The sequence below is a fragment of the Thermofilaceae archaeon genome (genome assembly GCA_038731975.1).
Taxonomy (GTDB): domain Archaea; phylum Thermoproteota; class Thermoprotei; order Thermofilales; family Thermofilaceae; genus JANXEW01.
The window spans coordinates 1-19124 of sequence record JAVYQJ010000013.1; the positions used below are offsets into that span (position 1 = coordinate 1).

Sequence of the window (19124 nt, forward strand, 5' to 3'; positions counted from 1 at the left end):
AGATCGCCCGGTAGTTCCATCAAGGATGTTTCCCAATGCGAGGCTGTCCCCCCTCTTTTCTAGGTTACTTTGGGGGTTACGTTGGAGCTATACCATCGATGCGTCCGCGCTTCTTTATCCATTGCTATCCCTTCTCGCGTGAGCGCGTTTCACTTCTTCAGAGCACCAAAGACTCCCTTCTCTACGTTATCCGCCCCTAGCTTGCTCGGGTTAGGAGTGCCTTCACGCTCAACCATTACCGGTGAAATCGGTTTTAATGTGCTTGGAAATGCATCGCTCTGAGCGTGGTTGCGAGCAAGGCATGGTCCGATGGTCACCTCTTTCGCGAGTCTTAGCAACATCTTTTGATCGACGCCGGTTACGTATTGCCGCGGGAATCCTGCAATTTGACTAGGGTCACGCGTGGGTGACTGCGGGTTGGGAAACGTTTTTCAAGTATTGCTTCCTGGCGGGTTGAATGGGGGGGCAGAGCAGGATTTCCGATGCGGCGAGTGAGAGCGCTCTAGTCGCGTTCTCGCTGTTTGGGGGGCAGGTGCTGGCTACGTTTGTAGCGGGCATCTCGTCCATCATTCTGGCGAGGATACTGGGCCCTGAAGGCTACGGCAGGTACTCGCTTGCCCCCACCGTTGCGGGCCTGCTGATGCTGGGTACGGGTTTCGGCACAACCGCGGCTCTGACTAGGGAGGTGTCTAGGGCGGTGGCGCAGGGGGATTCCAGGTCGGCGGCGCAGCTCGTCGGTGTGGTCCTCCGCTTCAACCTTCTCGCCTCGCTCGGTGCAGCTGCTGTCGGTTTCGCGCTGGCTGAGCAGCTCTCGCAGGCGCTCCTCAACCGGCCGGATTTAGCCCCGCTTGCCCGCTTAATGCTCCCCCTGGTGATTGTTGATACGCTCTTCAACGTGGCTTCCGCAGCGCTGCTGGGCCTCAGCGACGCCAAGGCTTTAGCTCTGCTGCCGGTGGCTCGGGACGCGGTGAGGAGCGTAGCTTCGCCCCTCCTCGCGCTGAGGTTCGGCTGCGAGGGGGCTCTGGCGGGCTTCGTAGCGGGTCACGCTGCAGCTGCGGCTCTGGGGGTAGCGATGCTGAAGGCGAGGTTTCGGGAGCTGAGGGCTGCGCCGTGGGGGGAGCTGCGGCCCTTGCTGAGGTACGGCCTCCCCCTCTACACCTCGGTTGCGTTGAGCACCTCGCTGGCGACGTACCAGAACTCCATCATAGCGTGGGTTGCTACGGATGAGGAGGTGGGCAACCTGAAGGTGGCCGCCAACTTCGTCGCGCTCCTCCAGCTGGTCTCCTTCCCCATATCGTCGGCCCTCTTCCCCGCGTTCTCAAGGATGGAGAAGGGAGAAGCGGGGAGGGCTTTCCGCTACGCGGTCAAGTACTCCTCCCTCGTCCTAGTCCCCGCAGGTGCCTTCACGATTGTCGCGGCTAGAGACCTAGTGAGGCTCGTCTACGGGGGGGCGTACGCTCTCGCTCCAGCCTACCTTTCCCTCAACGCCGTCAGCCTCCTCTGGAGCGGTCTCGGCAGCGCCGTTCTAGCGAGCTTCTTCCAGGGGATCGGCGAGACGCGCGTCCTCTTTGCGGTGACGCTCACCAACGCCGCTCTCTTCGTGCCTCTATCGGCCGCGCTCGCGCCGTGGCTCGGCGTCTTCGGCGTCATTATCGCCACCCTCCTCTCAAACCTCGCTTCCACGCTCTACGGTTTGAGGGAAGCTGTCAAGAGGGATGCGAGCATCGATTGGAGAACCGCGGTGCTGGTGTGCGCGTCCGCCCTCTCGGCCGCAGCGGTGGTAGTCGTGCTCGGCCACCTTAGGGCCCACTACATCCTCCGCCTCGCCGCCTCAGCCGCCGCTTTCCTGGCCGCTTACGGTGCCCTACTGCCACTAACAGGCTGCCTCGAGAGAGCGGATCTAGAGTCACTAGAGGCGGCGTTCTCGCGCGAGCCCCTGAGAACCCTCGCTCGACCAGTGCTTAAGCTGGAGAGCGTTTTACTCCGAGCTACTGAAAACCTCCTGCACAAAACACCGTGAGGAGAGGGGGGCGCCCGTTCGTTCCCTCTAGACAACCTTCACGGGAGCGACGCGGTAGCGAGAGTTTTCCGGGTTGGTCTCAAGCAGCCTCGCGCAGAGTTAAAGAGGGGCGGTGACTGGTGCATCACGTGCCCCGTAGAAGGGCGCCGAGGAAGGCTTTGAGGAAGCTTGGCCTATGGGCGGCCGCAACGTTGCTCGCGGCGCTCCTGGTAATCTTGATCGCTGTGCTGCTCACTCCTCCCCGCCGGCCGAGCACTGGCGTTGGGAAGAGCGCGTTGATCATCGACTCCCTTTACGATTGGACGCCTAACGATCGGCTGCTAGCGCGGCTCGTACAAACTTTCTCAGACGCTGGGTACAGCGTGAAGGTGATCAAGGGCAGGGACGCCACTGTGGACGCCTTCAGGAACCTGACCGCTTACGACGTTGTAATCGTGCGCTGCCACGGTGCCTACTTCAAGGCCGGCGAGGTTCTAGGGGGGAGGGTTCTCGGCGATGCTGCGCCAGTGGTATTCACGGGGGAGGAGTTCAGCGAGTGCCTACCCCTCTCCTGCAAGTACTACTTCGAGAGGTTGAGGGAGGAGGTTGTCAGGGGGGATTTCCAGCTCGGCGAAAACGCGGTCTCCGTCTTCGCTCTCACCCCGATCTTCTTCGAGGGGTTGGAAGGGAGGTTCAGGGAGGGTTCGGTGGTCATAGTGGCCTCCTGCTACGGTCTCGCGGGAAGGCTGCTAGCCGATGCCCTCCTAAGCAAGGGGGTGACCTACTTCATCTCCTGGGACTGGAAGGTATCCCCCGAGCACATGGACGAGGGCCTTGAGGCGCTCGTCGAGGAGGCCGTGGCGAAAGGGGTTGGGTGGGTAAAGGCCGTTGAGAACGTCAACAACCGGCTCGGCCCAGACCCCCTAGGAGGGGGGAGGCTGAGGCTCGTCTCAACGAGCGGGTAACAGAAGGTGGCAGTTTCTACCAAGCCCTACCGACGCCGCTCAACGTGGAATTGAGGTGTAATGGTTGCAATGGAGAGCCAAGAAGGCTGAATGAACCGGAATTCGGTATCAGCAGCTTCGGGGCGCTAGCGACACCTTCATTTTGCTTTGCCCCGCTCTTACCGCTTAGGGGAGGGCGGTTCGCAAGTATGGGTTTAACGAGTGTGAAGGTGACCATCTCTAATCCCGTGAATCCAGAGCTCAGGGAGGATGTGGAGCTCACAGTAGATACTGGCGCGATGCTGCCTTGGATACCGCGAAAAGTACTGGAAAGGATTGGTGTGAAACCGGAGTATAAGAAGCTCTTCAGGACGATAGAGGGCAAGGTCATCGAGCGTTCGACGTCTTTCGCCAGGATAAGGTACGGGGAGCATGAAACAGTGGTGGAAGTCGTGATGGCGGAGGAGGGGGATGCTGCAGTCCTAGGCGTCGTAGCGCTGGAGAGCATGGGCTACCGGGTCAATCCCGTCACCGGCGAGCTGGAGTACGTCGGGCTGCTAGCCGTATAGGGGAAGCCCGACCCCAACTTGCAGCGTTATGCAGAAAACAACACAAGAAGGGGTTTTACCCCCTATCTACCTAACGACACTAACCCTTGCATATCTAGGGACTCGTAGAGGCTGCTGCGGTTGCGAAAGCCGATAAAACAAGCACCTTCGATGCCCACGCGTTCTTAATCTCTCTTACGCTCTGATCGTCGGTCGATGGTCAGCCTAGCTCGCGAGCCGAGATGTGCAATCAATACAAGGCGTAAAGCATGCTTGGCCTAAAGTCCTCGCCTTAAAGCGCCCTAGTACAGTTGACGGGTTTTTGCTGCCCCTGACGTCGATGCCCGATCCAGAGCAACAGTTACGACCACGTACTTGGCTAACTGTTATCACCCTTACTCCCAGAGGGAGAAAGCTGCGAGAGCTGATGCGCTAACTGCTATCACGATCCTCCCTCATGGAGCTTACAGAAAAGCCGAGGGGACAGACCACTCCCCCTCCTTCCAGCTCCTTAGCCACGAGCCTTAAGCTCTCCTCTGCCTTCAGCCCCCTATCCTCCTTCCAATGGATCCTCTCACGTTCTCTGCCCAGTTCGTTCTACTTGCATGCCTCCGCATTTTGGCTTTCAGCTCCCCGCCGATCTTAACGTTGAACGAAGCGCTCATAGTGGGGAGGCTTGCATCTCTGCGGAGCTCATGCAGCATCTAGCTCCACTTAAACCCGAATGCTGCTCCTACCCGTGTTAGACACGCAAAGCCTGCGTACCCTAACTGACTCGGTACTAGAGGAGGTGCGTAGGTTCCCTCCAAATTGACCCTATAGCGCCCACCCCGGCGATCTAAGGTGTTGCTGGAGAGCGGGGCCGCCTCTGTTGAACCGGAGAAGTGGGGGGTGCCCGAGCGTGGATCGATAAATAGAATAATTGTGAGCTAGTGCTCTGAGTCGTGAGTGGCGAGTACGTGGAGCTTCTTAAGAGGAGATCGCGATCCATGCTCAGACTAGCTAAGCAGCTCCTTTTTAGTGGCGAATACGACTTGGCAGTTCTGAACGCGGAGTACGCCGCTCGGTTACTCGTTAAAGCGATCCTGTACAGAGTCGCTGGCGAAGAGGTGAGGGGGCATAGCATCCGGGCACTGATTGGGCTTTTGGTCTCCGTTCTCGAGGAGAAGGGGTTCCGCAAGGAGGCGGAGGAGCTCATCGAATACGTAAGGAGGAACAGGAGGGTCATAGCGGAGCTTGAGGAAGGCCACGTGCGCTCAATCTACGGAGTCTTCAGCTACAGCAGGGAGCAGGCGGGGAAGCTCGTAGAGGCTGCTGAAAGTATTGTCGGTGTGCTCGAGAAGATCGAGAAGGAGGTGTTCGGGTGATGCTTAGGGCACTGGTTCGCTGGAAAATGTACCTAGGCGTCGTAGTTGAAGCCGTAGCCCGCGCTGCACCTGGCGCCAGGGCTTACCTGACGGGTGGAGCTGCGGAGGGGAGGCTCACAGCTTTGAGCGATGTTGACGTGGTTGTAGTGCTGCCGCGCGAACCGACGTTTGAGGAGGCTGTGGAGCTGAGGGCTAAGATCCACGAGGAGATGGATAAGCTGGGAGTACCTCTAAACCTACCCGTAGAGCTGCACATCGTCGGGCCCGAAAGCGCCAAGCGGTACCGCGTGCTGATCCCGCTGGCCCACCCCAGCGAAGGGGCCTAGGTACTAGCTGGTTCAACATTCCGGGAAAAGCGCTCCGGACCCGGGCGTCTCCGCCGGATGATCGTGGAGAAACTGTTTCGGGTCGTGGTTCGTGGCGTGTGTTCAGCTGCAGGGGGTAAAGTGCGCGAGCATCCCGCTTCTCTCAAGCACTTCGCGGGGAAGGGGTGGAGGCCCTTCCCACGCGATGGTACCCTCGTTGAGCAAGATCACTCGATCGGCGAGGCTCTCAGCTAGCGTAGTGTCTTGCGTCGCGATGAGGATGGCTTTGCCCTTGCTCCTAGCTTTGCATACCGTCGAGACGAGCAGGGCTGTGGTCGCAGGGTCGAGGTTAGCGGTTGGTTCGTCGAGGAGGAGGATTTCCGGCTCGTACACCAGGATGGAGGCGAGCGCGACGCGCTTCTTCTCACCCGCGCTAAGGGCGAAGGTGGGGCGGTCGAGCAGATGAGCGACGCCCAGCTCCTGCGCAACCTTCTGAACCCTCTCCCGCTTCTCGCCCTCCGGTAGACCCAGCTGGTTTAGCGTGAAGAAGAGCTCATCCCTCACGGTCGGGTTGAAGAGCTGATCGTCAGGGTTCTGGAAGAGGACCCCAATCCTCCTTCGAGCCCCGGGTATCTGCTCCCAGAGGCTCCTCCCATCCAGGAGCACTTCGCCGCGGTCGGGCTTCAGCAGGCCGGCGAGGGTGAGGAGGAGTGTCGTCTTTCCGGCTCCGTTGGGGCCGATCACGAACGCGATCTCGCCCCGCTTAAGACGCAGCGACACCCCCTTCAGGACGACCCCGGTACCGGGGTAGCTCACCCACAGATCCCTGCACTCGAGCACGGTCACGCACCCGCGATGAAGAGCGCGGTGGTCAACGCAGCGTAGCCCATGAGCGCAGCCTCACTCCAGCTCAAGCGCGGCCGGAAGTTGAGCGGTTGGGGCTTGTCCACGAAAGCCCTTGCTGCCACAGCCATGGATAAGGCCCTCGCCCTCCTGTAGCCTTCGAGCAGCAGATCCCCCAGCGTGCTGCCGGCTGCCTCAAGCGCAGCCTTCCTGCTGCTGACGAATACTCTCGCTTCGCGTGCCGCCAGCATTCTCGCCGCAGCCCTTGAGAACGCGGGTATCATCCGGATCGTCAACCACAGCTGCCAAGTCAAAGGGTTGAGGAGCCTGAGCTGGCTCAACCCGAAGAGCAGCCAGAACCAGCCTAGGGAAGCCACAGCTCCAATGAAGGCTCCTGCCGCGCCGGAAGCCCGAGCCAGTAGTAGTAAGGCCTCAGGTAGCCCTCCCTGCAAAGCCGCTGGAGCCGCTACAACCGAAGTGAAGGCCGCTACGAGCAGCGTAGTCTTCAGCCAAGCCTTAAGCTTACGCGAGATCGATGAGAGGAGGGCTCCGAAGGCCAGCGCCAGCACTGGTACCAACGGGCTGCGAGCGAAGGACGCCACTACGTTCAGTAGCAAGCCCGAGAGGAGGACGATCCACGGGTCCGCCGGAGGCTTCCCCGTCGAGCTCAGCTCGTCGAGAATCGCGCCCAACTGCTCGAGGAGCGCTGGGGCTAAAGGCCGGTACCTCACGCCCAGTCACTTCAACAGCTTGAGGAACAGGTAGCCTAAGGCGAGGACTAGGGCTGCGCCGAGCAAGCCGGAAACCGCGTAGCCGAGCCAGTCCGGAAGCCCCGGCACCGTGTAATCCGCGAGCGGGGTCCACGTGATCTTCTCCGTCAACTCCTCGAGGCCTAGAAGCGCGGCGGCTAAGTCTAGGGGTTCGTGGTAACCCACGAGCTCGGACAGGAACACGCCGAAGATGGGGCTGGCGAGCGCGAGCACTATGATCACGGTGAGAGCTCTCCTATGCTCCTTAAGCGCGCGCATCAATCCCACCTACCTTGATCCCGCCGAAAGAGGTAGGCGCCCCCTCAAGTACGAGTACACGGCCGCTGTGGCGGCCCCTTCGATTACCCCGAGCACCGCGTGCCACCCAGCCATCACCGGAACCGTAACCGCTAGGCCGTAGAGGAACTGTGCCGACAATCCCAGCTCGATCCCGCACGCTAAACCGGCCAAGGTAACGCTGAGCCAGCCCGCTAGGAACGGCCTTGCCGCACCAAAACGCTCGGGGAGGGCCTTGTAGACGTAGTATCCCGTGAGCACGGCTACCACAGCCATGTTGAGCAGGTTCGCCCCCAATGTTGTGATCCCACCGTCGTGAAACACGAGCGTTTGAACTAGCAGCACCAGCGTCATCGTGAGGAAGCCGAGCCAGGGGCCCAGCAGGATGCCGGCTAGCGCGGCGCCGAGAAAGTGGAGGGAGGTACCTCCGGGCAGAGGCCAGTTGAGCATCTGGGCCACGAAGATGGCTGCCGCTAGGACAGGCAGTAGATGCTTCCGCTCCTCCCCCTCCAGCTTGGCCCTCTTGACCGCAAAAAACGCGAAAACTAGGGTGATCAGGTACGTGGCAGCGCAGCTAACCGGGTCCAAGTAGCCGTCCGGGATGTGCACGGCAGGCGGGTGTGATGGGCTTTATAAATATTACTTTATTCAAGTAAAGTAACACCAGAGTTGAGGCATAAACTTTGCATTCAGCTTCCATCAAGGCACAGCCCATTCGGGCGCGTGTGGTTAACCCAAAGCGTTTTAATCCGAGCTGCCTTTACCGAGCGGTGGCTTAAAGATGAGCGGTGGGCTACTCGTTGTCACCGGAGGGGCGGGGTTTATTGGGAGCCACCTGGTGGACCACTTGGTCGCGAGGGGTTGGCGGATCCGCGTCGTTGATAACCTCAGCAGCGGAACCCTTGATAACATCAAGCATCACCTCGAGAGCAGCAACGTTGAGTTCCTGAAGCTGGATCTAAAGAGCCCTGAGGAGGCATACGAGGCTGTCAAGGGGGCTCAGGCGGTTTTCCACCTGGCTGCGAATCCGGAGGTGCGCGTAAGCACGACGAATCCGGAGGTGCACTTCAGCGAGAACGTCGTAGCCACCTTCAACCTCCTCGAGGCTATGAGGAAGAGCGGCGTTCGCGACCTAGTCTTCGCCTCGTCGAGCAGTGTCTACGGGGAGCCGGACGAGATCCCCGTGGGTGAAGATGCGCCTGTGAGGCCCGTTTCCGTCTACGGGGCGAGCAAAGCCGCCTGCGAGAACCTAATGCACGCGTACTCCAGGCTCTACGGCATCAGAGTTGTGGTGCTCCGTTACGCCAACGTTGTTGGACCGAGGTTGAGGCACGGAGCCGTTTACGACTTCATAGTCAAGTTGAGGGGGAATCCCAGCGTGTTGGAGATCCTGGGCGACGGGACGCAAACCCGCAGCTACATCCACGTTAGCGACGCAGTGGAAGCGACGATTACAGCGTGGGAGAAGTCGGCGGGGGGCTATGAAGTGTACAACGTGGCTAGCGAGGATTGGATAACGGTTAGGGAGGTTGCTGAAATTGTTGTGGGCGCTATGGGGTTGAGGCGCGTAGAGTTCGTCTACAAGCCGGTTCTACACGGTGTGGGGTGGCCTGGCGACGTCAAGCGCGTCGCGTTGAAGATCGAGAAGCTCAAGAGCCTCGGATGGAAACCCAAGCTGAAGAGCAGGGAAGCTGTAGCCGAAGCTGCGAGAAGCATCCTGCGCGAAATCCAGAAGGCCTAGCAGAGGGTTCAGCTCGTCTGGGCGGCAAGCGCACCACTATTAGTTCCCCGCCGCCCGCTGGGAGTTCCGCGTTCTGAGCTGATTGAGCGCCCCAGCGCAGGGGTAACCTTTAAGCAAAGTCGCGGGGGCATACTGTGGACAGGAGTAAGCTCTTAAACGTGGTTCTCTCCATCGCATTGGTGGTAGCCTTAACGGCTTTCACCCTCAAACGGGAGAGTGGAGGTGCTGCTACTCAAGTTGAACTGAGCCTCGGCTTGGATCGCTACAACATCTTCGGGGGGCACCGCGGGATGTGCTGGTTCGAGGCCCGGGGCTTCTTCTACGTGGCTCAGCGTAACGGGACCTACTGGCTTGTCGACCCGCTCGGCTGCGCCTTCGTATCGAAGGGGGTGAACCACGTTAGCCCGTACGGGGACTACTCGCCGGCCCTGGGGTATTCCCCCTACGAGAGGGCTGTGCGAGGCAAGTATGGGAGCTTCGATTCGTGGCTGGAAGCAACGGTGTTGAGACTGCGCAGCTGGGGCTTCAACACGATCGGTTCGTGGTCCTACGAGCCGCTCTTCACCCAGATGCCGTACACGCTGATACTCGACGTAATGGCCAGCTACGGTTTCGATTGGGTCACGGGAAGGGTTCCAGACATCTTCGACCCAAAGTTCGAGGAGCACGCGAGGAGCGTAGCAGCTAAGAAGTGCGCTCCTAGGGCTCGCGACCCGCTGCTGATCGGCTACTTCCTGGACAACGAGCTGAGGTGGGGTCCCGACTGGCGGTCCCCGAGGCATCTCCTCGACGACTTCATCAAGCTGCCCGCTGACGCGCCGGGCAAGAGGGTTGCCGCTGAAGCTCTGGTCGAAGCGTTTGGCGGGGATTTGGAAAGGCTCGGTGCGTCACTCGGGGTAACTCTTCGAAGCTTTGACGATCTACTCCGCTTCACGGGCGATCTCCCCGCCGGCGGGCCTTTCGATTCTGCCCGCAGCCTCTTCCTGCGCGCCTTCGCTGAGCGCTACATGAGCGTGGGGGTGAACGCTGTTAGGAGCTACGATCCCAACCACCTGATTCTAGGAGTACGGTTCGCAGGTCCTCCACCCCGAGAGGTTCTTGAGGTGGTTGGCAGGTACGCCGATGTAGTCACGCTGAACTACTACACTTACGGGAACCACGAGCCGCCGGTCGGCGTGCTACGCTGGGTGTACGAGGTGACGGGTAAGCCGGTGATGGTGACTGAGTTCTCATACAAAGCCATGGACTCGGGGCTCCCCAACACGAGGGGCGCTGGCCAGCCCGTTCGCGACCAGAGGGAGAGGGCCTACTACACGGCCCGCTACGTGCTCAGCATCGTCGAGCTCCCCTTCGTTGTGGGCTACCACTGGTTCCAGTACACCGATCAGCCCGCGCAAGGCCGCTTCGACGGCGAAAACAGCAACTTCGGCCTCGTCAAGATCGACGACGAGCCGTGGGATCTCCTCACCAGGATCTTTACGTTCGTGAACACGCGCGTCGAGGACGTTCACTCCGGCTCGCTGAAGGCCGAAGATCTACTAAAGCAAGTGGTGGAGCAGCTGAAAGCTTGAAAGACCCTGCCTGCGCGTAATGGGGGAGGCCATGCCTGTCGTGCACGTCTACGTGTGGAAGGGTCTATCGGACGAGGCGAAGAGAAGGATTATCGCCGGTATAACTAGGGTGTTCACCGACCTGGGAATTCCTGAAAGCGCTGTAGAAGTGCTAATACACGAAGTTCCGAAGGAGAACTGGGGGGTAGGCGGCGTTCAAGCCAGCGAGAAGTTCAAGGGGGTGCAGCAGCCTTAGCGCTTTTCCCGCTAGATAGCACTCGTGACCTTCACACCTCTTTTCTCTATCCTAGCCGATGCCAGCTTGATTAGGGCTAGCGCGAGAGCCAGGAGAGGAGCGGCCAAGGCGGCCGAAGCGGCGAGAGCAGTAAGCGGCGGAGGGGCTGCAGCTGAGGCCTTCAGCAGGTACGCGGGGCCCACGATCGGCAGCCAGGCGAGCTTCTCGACCTGATCTGGTGGGAGTGGGAGCAGGAGTATGCCAAGGAAGGCGAAGCTGATGAAGTCCAACAAGTAGCTGGGGATTAGCACCGTGAGGGATAGAGCTGCGAGGGCTCCGCCGTAAGCGAGCGAGTGGAGTGCTAGCGCAAGTAGCGCAAGCACCGCGTGAGGTATCGAGGCTGGGGTCAGCGCGTCCCGCAGAAGCAGTTGCGCACCGATGTAGGTGAGCAGTGAAGAGAAGCCGGCAGAGATGAAAGTCGTTAGGGCTCTGCACAGCAACAGGCGGGAGAGTGCTACTCCGCGTATGAGGTGCTCCTCAACGAGCCCCAGCGACGCAAGGTAGTCGAGCCAGCCCCCCAGCATCCACGTGACGTTCACGACAAGTATCCATGCGATAAGGGCCCAGAACACCTCCCTAGCCGGTGCACCCGATACTAGGGCGCCGGCCAGCACAGCCAGTGCCCAAAGAGCATCGGTGAGCGAGCCGGCTATGGTCGCGAGAGCGTTCCTTCTCATCCTGAGGAGGTTCAACCAGAGTAAAACGCGTAGCTTCCTCACGTTAACCCACCCTGCTTGAAAAGCCTGCGCTCGACACGCGTGGACAGCAGGCCTCCGGCTGCGTTGTGAACCGCTGAGAGGGCTAGGGCGGCTGCAAGGCTCGCTGCCCACCCCTCTCTGCCGCTGAGCAGCGCGGCTGAAGCCTCCATCAAGTGTGTCAGCGGTATTGCGCTGGAGAGCGCCCTAACCCAGCCGGGTAGCAGGCTGACGGGGTAAAGGACGCCGGCTAGCAGGAGTAGCACCGGTGTCACCCATTCAAGCCACAGCGCGTCTTCCTTGACGGCCAGTGTTGCTGATGCTACAAGCATGCTAAACCCTAGGAGCGGTAGTAGGCCGAGCGTAACGAGGAACAGCGAGAGGAGGACGATCTTGAGCGCCTCCGGGGCTGCTAGCTCGAGGAAGAGGAGAGGCGATAGTGCGAGGGCCTTCAGAAGGCTCTCGATAACGTAGCGGGGCACGTACGTGAGGACGAGGACGCTGCTCAAGCTGGAGGGGGTAAGCGAGAGGTAGGGTAGGCTGCCGGTCCACCTAGCCAACAAAGCCAACCCGGCGATGTCCCAGACAGCATCGATCGAAGCTAGCAGGGATAGGCTCTGGAGGAAGTAGGAGGAGAGCGTGCCTGAGCGGTCCAGGGAGTACGTCAAGAGCAGTGCGACGTACGGTCGAAGGACGAGCAAGGCCAATACCCCCGGGTTGTTCTTCAGGAGTTTAACTTCGTAGTAGGCGCCAGCTTTGAGCAGGTTGAGCTCCTTCCTCATGCCGCTCACCTCGCACCGACGAGCTCGATGAAGACGTCCTCAAGCGTTGGCTCCCTCAAGCTGACACCCCTCACCTTGTACCCGGAGCTCCTCAGAGCGCGGAGGATGTTGATTAGCGCCTCGTCGGCTCCCGAGAGCGGTGCGGAGATGAGCACTCGGTCGGCTTGAGCCCCCTTGTGAACGGCGGACACCGTCACCTCCGGCATCCTCTTTAGGAGGGATATCGCTTGCGAGCTCTCCCAGCTAGGCAGCCTAAGCTCCAGGAAAACTGTGCCGCTCACCCTTCGTCGAAGCCCCTCAACTGAATCAACAGCGACTATCCTCCCCTCGCTCATTATCGCGACTCTATCGCAAACAGCCTCGGCCTCCGCCATGTTGTGCGTGGTCAGCAGGATGGTCTTGCCCTGGCTACGAGCTAGGTTGACGAGAAGGGCTCTCACGCGCCTAGCCGTCACGGGGTCGAGGCCAAGCGTAGGCTCATCCAGGATTAGCACTTCAGGGTCGTGAAGGAGGGCCCTAGCGATGCTCAGCCTGGCCTTCATGCCCAACGAGAGTTCCTCGTACATTTTGTCTGCGTGCTTCTGCAAGCTTAGCGCCTCAAGAGCTTCTTTCACCCTTCTATCGAGCTCTCTCCCACTCAAACCGTAAAGCATTCCGAAGTACTTCAGGTTCTCTCGTGCCGTCAACCTCGGGAAGAAACCCTTCTCGACGCTAAGGGATACGCCGATGATCCTTCTAACCTCATCTCTCTCCCTAACCAGGTCGAGGCCGAGAATCTCGGCCTCGCCGCTGTCCGGCAGCAGGAGCGTGGCTAGTATCTTCACGAGTGTACTCTTGCCAGCCCCATTATGGCCCAGAACCCCCAAAATCTCGCCCTTCTTGACGGTGAGCGAGACTCCTTTCAGCGCCTCGACTACCTTCTTCTCCCACGTGAGCAGGCCTTTCCTCGTGCGGACGACATACGATTTTCTGAGTTCACGAGCTACGATCGCGAGCATGAGGATCACCCGGAAGCAGTGTTTAGGGGGCTGGAAAGGCGGGAGAAAACGTATATAACCAGTTTATAAACTTTTCTATCGATGCTCTCTCGAGGCAGCCTCCTTGAGGCAATCGACTACGTACCTCAGTTGCTGCTCGGCGAGGGCCGGGTGCACTGGGAGGCTGAGAACCCTCCTGCTGGCTTCGATTGAGTTGGGGCACATGTCCGAGGGGTATCCGAGCCGCCTGTACAGGGGCTGCATGAACACGGGGAGGGGGTAGTGGATCGCGGTACCCACACCCCTTTCCGCGAGGAACTCCTTCAGCTCGTCTCGTGTTAGCGGGAACTCGTCCTCGACCCGAACCACGTACTGATGGTAGACGTGCTTAACCCTGGGGTCCTCGTAAGGTGGGGTGAGGCCCCGGATGCTCGAAAGGCTCTCGGTAAGGAATTTAGCGTTTCTCCGTCTAATCTCGTTGAAGCGGTCGAGCTTGCGGAGCTGGACGCGGCCTATTGCCGCCTGGATGCTGGTCATCCTCAAGTTGTACCCTAATTCGACGTGGAGGTACTTCTCGGCTTGCCCGTGGTCCCTCAGCAGCTTTACGCGCTCGGCAATCCTCCGGTCGTTCGTGGTCACCATACCCCCCTCACCGGTCGTCATGTTCTTCGTGGCATAGAAGCTGAAGATCGCCGCGTCACCGAGGGAGCCGGCCTTTTTCCCCTCGAACTCGGCTCCATGGGCTTGCGCCGCGTCCTCGATTAGAATCAGCTTGTGGTCGTCGGCTATCTCCCTTAGCGCCTTCATGTCGGCGGGCTGCCCGTACAAGTGCACTACAATGATAGCTTTCGAGCGCGGAGTGATCGATTCGAGGACGCTGTTGGGGTCGATGTTGTAGGTCTTAGGGTCGATATCGGCGAAGACCGGCTTCGCCCCCTGGTAGAGGATCGCGTTGGCAGTGGCTACGAACGTGAAGGGGGTTGTGATGACCTCGTCGCCCGGCGCTATGCCGTAAGCCTTCAGCACCAGGTCGAGGGCCGCTGTGCCGTTCGCCACGGCCACGGCGTACTCGACGCCCACGTACTCAGCGAACTCCCTCTCGAAGCTCTCAACCTCAGGGCCGTGAGCGATGATCCCGCTCTCGAGAACCCTTCTCACAGCCTCAAGCTCCTCCTCGCCCATGAGGGGCCTGGCGATGGGCACCTGCAAGCTTCATCCCGGCGGCGCCCGCGAAGCGATAGCTAATAAGCTTGATTTAGCAAAGCAAATTAACGACTAACACCTTATTCGGACTGGTGATGGTGTGGGATCCGCGAATCGCGTGGTTTTCTCCTTCATGGGGGGAGCCTGCGTGGTGCTTACGGTTCAGGATTGCACGCTCGTGTTCGACCCCGCCGACCACCTCTCGGACGATGACATTGTTAAGCTGAGGGGGACGGTGATCACCCTGTTTACGCACCACCTGGACGATCATTTCCACGAGAGGACGGTCATGAAGCTCGTGGAGATGAAGAGCTCGCTGATCGTGGGTACCAGCGAGGTTTGCAGAGCTGTAGCGAGCTTCGTACCCTCGATCAAGCTGATGGAGCTGAAGCCGAGGCGCGGTTTCAGAGTCGGCGAGCTAAGGATCTACGCGCTTGAGGGTAAGCACGAGGTCCCCACAAACCTGTACTACGTGACTTGGGGGCCATCCGTGCTATTCGCGGGCGACACGGGTTACGTGCCGCTTCAGAAGTTGAAGGCTAACCTAGCTTTCCTGCCCGCGGGAGGCTCGGCTTTCTCAACGCCTGAGAGCGCTTCGATGATGGCCACAGAAGTGGGAGCCCAGCTCGTCGTACCCGTTCACTGCAGCTTGGAGGAGGCAAAGCGGTTAGCCGAGCTGCTCGCTGGCAAAACCACCGTCGTCATCCTCCGACCCCGCGAAGTCTACGAAGCGACGCTGTAGTGGACCAGGCGGAGATTTCCTTCTGCTGCAAGAACCTGCGCAAGCCTCTCCTAAAGCGGGGCAAAGGTTAAGTGCTGTGGAGGCTTGATCGCACGTGATCGAAAGGGATCGAGTAGCGGTTTACGGGATGGGATACGTTGGGAAAGCCGTAGCGGCGGTCTTCCTGAGAGCGGGTTTCCGGGTCGTAGGTGTTGATGTATCGGAGGAGCGTGTTAGCGAGCTAAACAGGGGGGTTGTCAGGTACGCTGAATCGAAGGTTCGCGAAGCCATCCTAATGGGGCTGCGGGAGGGCAGGTTTCAAGCTACGTCCGACGGCGTAGAAGCGTCGAGTAGGTGCAGGGTCAAGATAATCACCGTCCCCGTACACCTTCGATCTGACGGCACACCGGATTTCGCAAGCTTAGAAGCTGCGGTTGAAGCCGCTGGCAGAGGTGCCCGGGAGGGGGATCTCGTCGTCGTGGAATCCTCTGTGCCACCAGGCACGACTCTGGAGGTTGTTGCACCAACCCTCGAGAAGGCTAGCGGGCTCAACGTTGGAGACGAGCTCCTCCTAGCTTACAGCCCCGAACGGGTCTACGTGGGCAGAGCGGTCGAAGATATCGAGGAGAGATACCCCAAAGTCGTGGCCGGTGTGGGGCCCCGTAGCGCCGAAGCCGCCCGCGCCCTCTACGAGAGGGTGGCTAGGAAGGGGGTGATCGTAATGACCAGCCCGACGGCCGCCGAGTTCGAGAAGCTGGCCGAGGGTGTTTACAGGGACGTGAACATCGCACTCGCCAACGAGTTGGCCAAGCTGGCTGCGGCTCTGGGTATCGACTACTCGGAGGTGAGGGCGGCTGCAAACAGCCAGCCCTACTGCCACTTGCACATGCCGGGCGTAGGTGTCGGGGGCTACTGCATACCGGTCTACCCGCGCTTCCTAATCCACGTGGCCAGGAGGCTTGGGCTCGAGTTGCCCCTCATCGAGCTTGCACGGCAGATCAACCTATCCATGCCGGGGTACACAGCCGAGTTAGTGGATATCGTCGCGCGAGAGCTGGGGTCGCTCAAACCGAGGATCGCTGTACTGGGGCTAGCGTTCAGAGGCGGGATAGACGACACCCGCCTCTCTCCCACGTACGATCTCATCGACCACCTCATGAAGAAGGGTTATGAGCTGATCACCGTCCATGACCCCTATGTTGCGGAGGATCGGACTCTGAGGGATCTTGGACTCCCCCTTACCCACGATCTCGCGGAGGCGGTCAGGGGGAAAGAGGTAGTCGTCATAGCGACCGATCACCCCGAATACGCGGATCTCACTCCGACGCTCCTGAAGAAGCTAGCCGGAACCGATCGACTGGCGATAGTTGACGGGCGGCTCGTGGTCAAGGAGTGGCGATCACCCCCAAAGGGCGTTATCTACGTCGGGGTCGGCAGGCCTCTCGTGAAAGCCTCCGCCTAGCGGGGGAGCCAGCCTTTAAACTCGACGATGCCAAGCGTCCTCGCCGCCTCCAGCGCCCATCCAGCGACGATCTCCGCGATCCTTCTTCGCGCTTCGCTAGCATCGAGTTGGATGCCCAAGCTGCCGAACGCCTCTCTAGCGGCATCCGGGTCCACGCGCGGCAAGAAGCGCTGCACTAACTCGTTCTTTAGCTGAAGGAGCGAGATCCTCCCCTCCTCCCTAACCCTCCTCTCGATGAGCTCCAGCTCCTCGCGACCGATGGTCAGTTCTTCGCCACCCTTCTCTTTTACGCGCTCCCAATACCTGAAGAGGGGCTCGTAGCTGCCTACTATGCTACCGTTAGCCAGCAGCGGTCTCCTCTCGCCCACAGGTTTTGTGCTTGAAGGCGCTTAAAGGATTGCCTACCGCTAACGCTTTAATAAGGGAAAGGTCTGAACCATCAGTGGCGCCGTCACCGGTTAAAGCGAGCATCTTGCTAGCGATCGCTGTTGGCGCAGTGCTCGTAACCCTAGCCTTCATCTTGAGCGACCCTTGGGCAGTGGTTATCAGGATAGCCAACGCAAACCCCCTGTACGTTGCGCTAGCCTGCCTCTTCGATTTCGCATCGATCGCCTTCTTCGCCTTCGCTTGGGTCGCTGCAGCGAAGGCCGCCGGCGTCGAGATAGGCTTCATTGACGGTTTCGTAGCCTCAGTGCTCGGCCTGATAGCTGATAAGCTGGTGGCTTCAGCGTCGGTCTCCGGGGAGCTAGTTCGCCTCGCTTACGTCAGGAGCAAGAGGAACGCGGGGTACGCCGAGTTCCTAGCGACGATCGTCGTCCACCGCTTCCTCTACAACGTCGCGTTCATCCTCCTCCTAGCTGCCGCCTCGATCGATATTGCGGCTAGGGGGGCCCTTCCGCAGGCCGTTTCGATCGTGACCGCGATGGCGATCCTCAGCACCCTCATCGCATCTTACGTGCTCGTAAGGCCTGAGAGCCTGAAAGGGGTCTCTCGGAGGTTGGCTAGGTACGCCGATAGGCTCGTAGCCCGCCTCTACAACGTCCACAGCCTGAACTTAGGGGAGAGGGTTGACAGCTTCGTTGAAGCAGTCGCCATGTCCGTTAGAGGGGCTTGGGGGAGGAAGGGTTACATGATTCTTGCAACAGTGCTCATGCTCTTCCAATGGCTGGCCGGAGCGCTTGAGCTGAACGTCCTCTTCACCGCTGTAGGGTACGATGTCGACTTCTGGGTCGTCCTGCTATCGTTTCCGCTCCACTGCTACCTGACAGCTCTACCCGTGGGGATTCCCGCCGCGCTCGGCGTTACAGAGGTTGGAACCCTAGTCATCCTCAGCGCTCTCGGCGTAGAAAGGTCGGCGGCGATGGCCGTGACGATACTGGTTCGGTTCGTTGAAGTTTGGTTTGAGCTCGCTTTAGGCGCAATTGTGGCAGCCGCTGCAGGAGTCACCCTGCTGACATCGCGGCTCGAATGGACGCAAAACCTTCTAGCGAGCCCAGAGGTGGTCCACGGTGGAAGTAGAAATTGAAGTGAAGGCTAGGGCGGATCCGGAAAACGTGCGAGAAAAGCTGGCGAAGCTCGGCGCCCGACTACTTGGGATCGAAACGCAGGAGGACATCTACTTCGAGCATCCATGCCGCAGCATGCTCGAGGTAGACGAGGCTCTCAGGCTACGCGTGGCAGAGGGGAGGGTTGAACTCACCTATAAGGGTCCTCGGTCGCATAGCCTGGCGAAGTCGAGGCTGGAGATCACAGTCGGGCTTGACGATGCGCAGGCCGCTAAACTCCTGCTTGAACAGCTGGGGTTCAGAGAGGCCGTAAAGGTGAGGAAGAGGCGGGAATCGTACGCGCTAGGCAGAATCACCGTGGCTCTCGATGAGGTAGAGGGGTTGGGCTTCTTCGTTGAGGTGGAAGGGGATAGCGAGAGCGAGGTGCTATCGATACTTTCTGAGCTCGGGGCTGTTGAGATCGTGAAGGAGACCTACGCGGAGCTAGCAGCCAAACTTCTGGCTCAGCGCCGCCCCTCCTAATTTCCCGCCTCTTACGATCTCCATGGCTCTGTCCAGGAGACCCCTGTCTCTCATCTCCCTACATAGGTCGCATATCGAGAGGTTCTCCCCCTTCTCCAGCTTCGCTACCGCCCCCTCGAGTAGGCTCCTCATCTCGGGCAGCTCATCGACCATCCTCCTGTACAACCCTCGCTCCATGTTAATGTAGCGGCTTACAGCGCTCTGGCTAATGCCTACAAGCCTCGCTATATCCACCTGTCTCATCCTCTTTTCCGCGTACATGAAGGTTACCAATGCGCCCCTCAGCGCTGGTAGCACGTACCTTACAAGCTCCTCACACGGCGCCCTAAGCATGCGTTTATCTTATGACAGCTAAATAAATACCTTTTGCTCGAGGCAGCATTACCTTCTCTTTAGCAGGATCTTGAGCAGCTCTCTCTTTCCGCTTCTAACCTTCGCTATCGTGATGAGGCCGTACTCGTTCAATCTCCTCGCCATCCTCCAAGCAGACGTATGGGGGATGTTGAGGGCGTGGCGAATCTCGAAGAGGTAGGCGCTGCCCCCCTTCGTATGCAGGTAATTGAGGAAACGCCGCTCCTCCTCACTCAGCCTCATTACGTTTACCCTATCCGCACGCCCC

24 protein-coding genes are annotated in these 19124 nt (G+C 59.8%); 12 read left to right on the forward strand and 12 right to left on the reverse strand.

Annotated elements, in window-relative coordinates; genetic code table 11:
• Nucleotides 1-457: 457 nt before the first annotated feature.
• From QXF46_06405 to QXF46_06415, 3 genes are all read left to right on the forward strand, one after another.
• The gene (locus tag QXF46_06405) at nt 458-2020 is read left to right on the forward strand and encodes an oligosaccharide flippase family protein (protein MEM0226491.1); all 1563 of its coding nucleotides are present in this window, start codon (nt 458-460) and stop codon (nt 2018-2020) included.
• Between the two features lie 128 nt (nt 2021-2148).
• Complete coding sequence (locus QXF46_06410) at nt 2149-2964, forward strand: hypothetical protein (protein MEM0226492.1); 816 nt, start codon at nt 2149-2151, stop codon at nt 2962-2964.
• Nucleotides 2965-3191: 227 nt separating this feature from the next.
• The gene (locus tag QXF46_06415; GenBank protein MEM0226493.1) at nt 3192-3512 is read left to right on the forward strand and encodes a hypothetical protein; all 321 of its coding nucleotides are present in this window, start codon (nt 3192-3194) and stop codon (nt 3510-3512) included.
• Nucleotides 3513-4033: 521 nt separating this feature from the next.
• On the opposite strand, the gene QXF46_06420 is transcribed toward QXF46_06415, so the two are convergent.
• Nucleotides 4034-4195 (reverse strand): hypothetical protein, encoded by a 162-nt coding sequence (locus QXF46_06420; protein ID MEM0226494.1) that lies wholly within the window; start codon nt 4193-4195, stop codon nt 4034-4036.
• A gap of 240 nt (nt 4196-4435) precedes the next feature.
• Between QXF46_06420 and QXF46_06425 the strand changes: the two genes are divergently transcribed.
• Entirely contained in the window at nt 4436-4858 is a 423-nt protein-coding gene (locus tag QXF46_06425) for a HEPN domain-containing protein (protein ID MEM0226495.1), read from the forward strand.
• Nucleotides 4858-5184, forward strand: a complete 327-nt coding sequence (locus tag QXF46_06430) for a nucleotidyltransferase domain-containing protein (protein MEM0226496.1) — start codon at nt 4858-4860, stop codon at nt 5182-5184. The genes QXF46_06425 and QXF46_06430 overlap by 1 nt, the downstream gene beginning before the upstream one ends.
• A 102-nt stretch (nt 5185-5286) precedes the next feature.
• On the opposite strand, the gene QXF46_06435 is transcribed toward QXF46_06430, so the two are convergent.
• From QXF46_06435 to QXF46_06450, 4 genes are read right to left on the reverse strand one after another with little or no spacing between them, the layout of a single operon-like run.
• Complete coding sequence (locus QXF46_06435; GenBank protein MEM0226497.1) at nt 5287-6003, reverse strand: ABC transporter ATP-binding protein; 717 nt, start codon at nt 6001-6003, stop codon at nt 5287-5289.
• Nucleotides 6004-6005: 2 nt separating this feature from the next.
• Nucleotides 6006-6737, reverse strand: a complete 732-nt coding sequence (locus QXF46_06440) for a CbiQ family ECF transporter T component (protein MEM0226498.1) — start codon at nt 6735-6737, stop codon at nt 6006-6008.
• A 6-nt stretch (nt 6738-6743) separates the two neighbouring features.
• Nucleotides 6744-7034, reverse strand: coding sequence for a PDGLE domain-containing protein (locus tag QXF46_06445; protein ID MEM0226499.1), 291 nt, complete (start codon nt 7032-7034; stop codon nt 6744-6746).
• Nucleotides 7035-7043: 9 nt separating this feature from the next.
• On the reverse strand, nt 7044-7661 hold the full coding sequence (locus QXF46_06450; protein MEM0226500.1) for an energy-coupling factor ABC transporter permease: 618 nt from the start codon (nt 7659-7661) through the stop codon (nt 7044-7046).
• Between the two features lie 172 nt (nt 7662-7833).
• On the opposite strand from QXF46_06450, the gene QXF46_06455 reads away from it, so the two are divergent.
• The 3 genes from QXF46_06455 to QXF46_06465 all read left to right on the forward strand — a co-directional run bounded on the left by QXF46_06455 (nt 7834) and on the right by QXF46_06465 (nt 10599).
• Entirely contained in the window at nt 7834-8793 is a 960-nt protein-coding gene (locus tag QXF46_06455) for a GDP-mannose 4,6-dehydratase (protein MEM0226501.1), read from the forward strand.
• Nucleotides 8794-8927: 134 nt separating this feature from the next.
• On the forward strand, nt 8928-10364 hold the full coding sequence (locus QXF46_06460; GenBank protein ID MEM0226502.1) for a hypothetical protein: 1437 nt from the start codon (nt 8928-8930) through the stop codon (nt 10362-10364).
• Between the two features lie 31 nt (nt 10365-10395).
• Nucleotides 10396-10599, forward strand: a complete 204-nt coding sequence (locus QXF46_06465; GenBank protein ID MEM0226503.1) for a 2-hydroxymuconate tautomerase family protein — start codon at nt 10396-10398, stop codon at nt 10597-10599.
• Nucleotides 10600-10610: 11 nt separating this feature from the next.
• On the opposite strand, the gene QXF46_06470 is transcribed toward QXF46_06465, so the two are convergent.
• The 4 genes from QXF46_06470 to QXF46_06485 all read right to left on the reverse strand — a co-directional run bounded on the left by QXF46_06470 (nt 10611) and on the right by QXF46_06485 (nt 14295).
• On the reverse strand, nt 10611-11357 hold the full coding sequence (locus QXF46_06470) for a hypothetical protein (protein MEM0226504.1): 747 nt from the start codon (nt 11355-11357) through the stop codon (nt 10611-10613).
• The gene (locus QXF46_06475; GenBank protein ID MEM0226505.1) at nt 11354-12115 is read right to left on the reverse strand and encodes a hypothetical protein; all 762 of its coding nucleotides are present in this window, start codon (nt 12113-12115) and stop codon (nt 11354-11356) included. The genes QXF46_06470 and QXF46_06475 overlap by 4 nt, the downstream gene beginning before the upstream one ends.
• Nucleotides 12116-12120: 5 nt before the next feature.
• Complete coding sequence (locus QXF46_06480; protein MEM0226506.1) at nt 12121-13113, reverse strand: ABC transporter ATP-binding protein; 993 nt, start codon at nt 13111-13113, stop codon at nt 12121-12123.
• 75 nt (nt 13114-13188) lie between these two features.
• Entirely contained in the window at nt 13189-14295 is a 1107-nt protein-coding gene (locus QXF46_06485) for a DegT/DnrJ/EryC1/StrS family aminotransferase (GenBank protein MEM0226507.1), read from the reverse strand.
• 100 nt (nt 14296-14395) lie between these two features.
• Here QXF46_06485 and QXF46_06490 point away from each other — a divergent pair, with 100 nt between their 5' ends.
• The gene (locus QXF46_06490) at nt 14396-15037 is read left to right on the forward strand and encodes an MBL fold metallo-hydrolase (GenBank protein MEM0226508.1); all 642 of its coding nucleotides are present in this window, start codon (nt 14396-14398) and stop codon (nt 15035-15037) included.
• A gap of 94 nt (nt 15038-15131) precedes the next feature.
• Nucleotides 15132-16478 carry a nucleotide sugar dehydrogenase gene (locus QXF46_06495; GenBank protein ID MEM0226509.1) on the forward strand — a complete coding sequence of 449 codons (1347 nt, stop codon included), beginning with the start codon at nt 15132-15134 and terminating at the stop codon, nt 16476-16478.
• Here the strand turns inward: QXF46_06495 and QXF46_06500 are convergent.
• Nucleotides 16475-16846, reverse strand: a complete 372-nt coding sequence (locus tag QXF46_06500; GenBank protein MEM0226510.1) for a hypothetical protein — start codon at nt 16844-16846, stop codon at nt 16475-16477. The genes QXF46_06495 and QXF46_06500 overlap by 4 nt on opposite strands.
• A gap of 74 nt (nt 16847-16920) precedes the next feature.
• On the opposite strand from QXF46_06500, the gene QXF46_06505 reads away from it, so the two are divergent.
• Both QXF46_06505 and cyaB read left to right on the forward strand, forming a co-directional pair.
• A complete protein-coding gene (locus QXF46_06505; GenBank protein ID MEM0226511.1) occupies nt 16921-18003 on the forward strand; it encodes a flippase-like domain-containing protein in 1083 nt (360 codons plus the stop codon).
• Entirely contained in the window at nt 17987-18505 is a 519-nt protein-coding gene (cyaB, locus tag QXF46_06510) for a class IV adenylate cyclase (GenBank protein ID MEM0226512.1), read from the forward strand. Before QXF46_06505 ends, cyaB begins: the two co-directional genes overlap by 17 nt.
• Here the strand turns inward: cyaB and QXF46_06515 are convergent.
• Both QXF46_06515 and QXF46_06520 read right to left on the reverse strand, forming a co-directional pair.
• Complete coding sequence (locus QXF46_06515; GenBank protein MEM0226513.1) at nt 18467-18838, reverse strand: hypothetical protein; 372 nt, start codon at nt 18836-18838, stop codon at nt 18467-18469. The genes cyaB and QXF46_06515 overlap by 39 nt on opposite strands.
• 48 nt (nt 18839-18886) lie before the next feature.
• On the reverse strand, nt 18887-19099 hold the full coding sequence (locus QXF46_06520; GenBank protein ID MEM0226514.1) for a hypothetical protein: 213 nt from the start codon (nt 19097-19099) through the stop codon (nt 18887-18889).
• Nucleotides 19100-19124 lie beyond the last annotated feature (25 nt).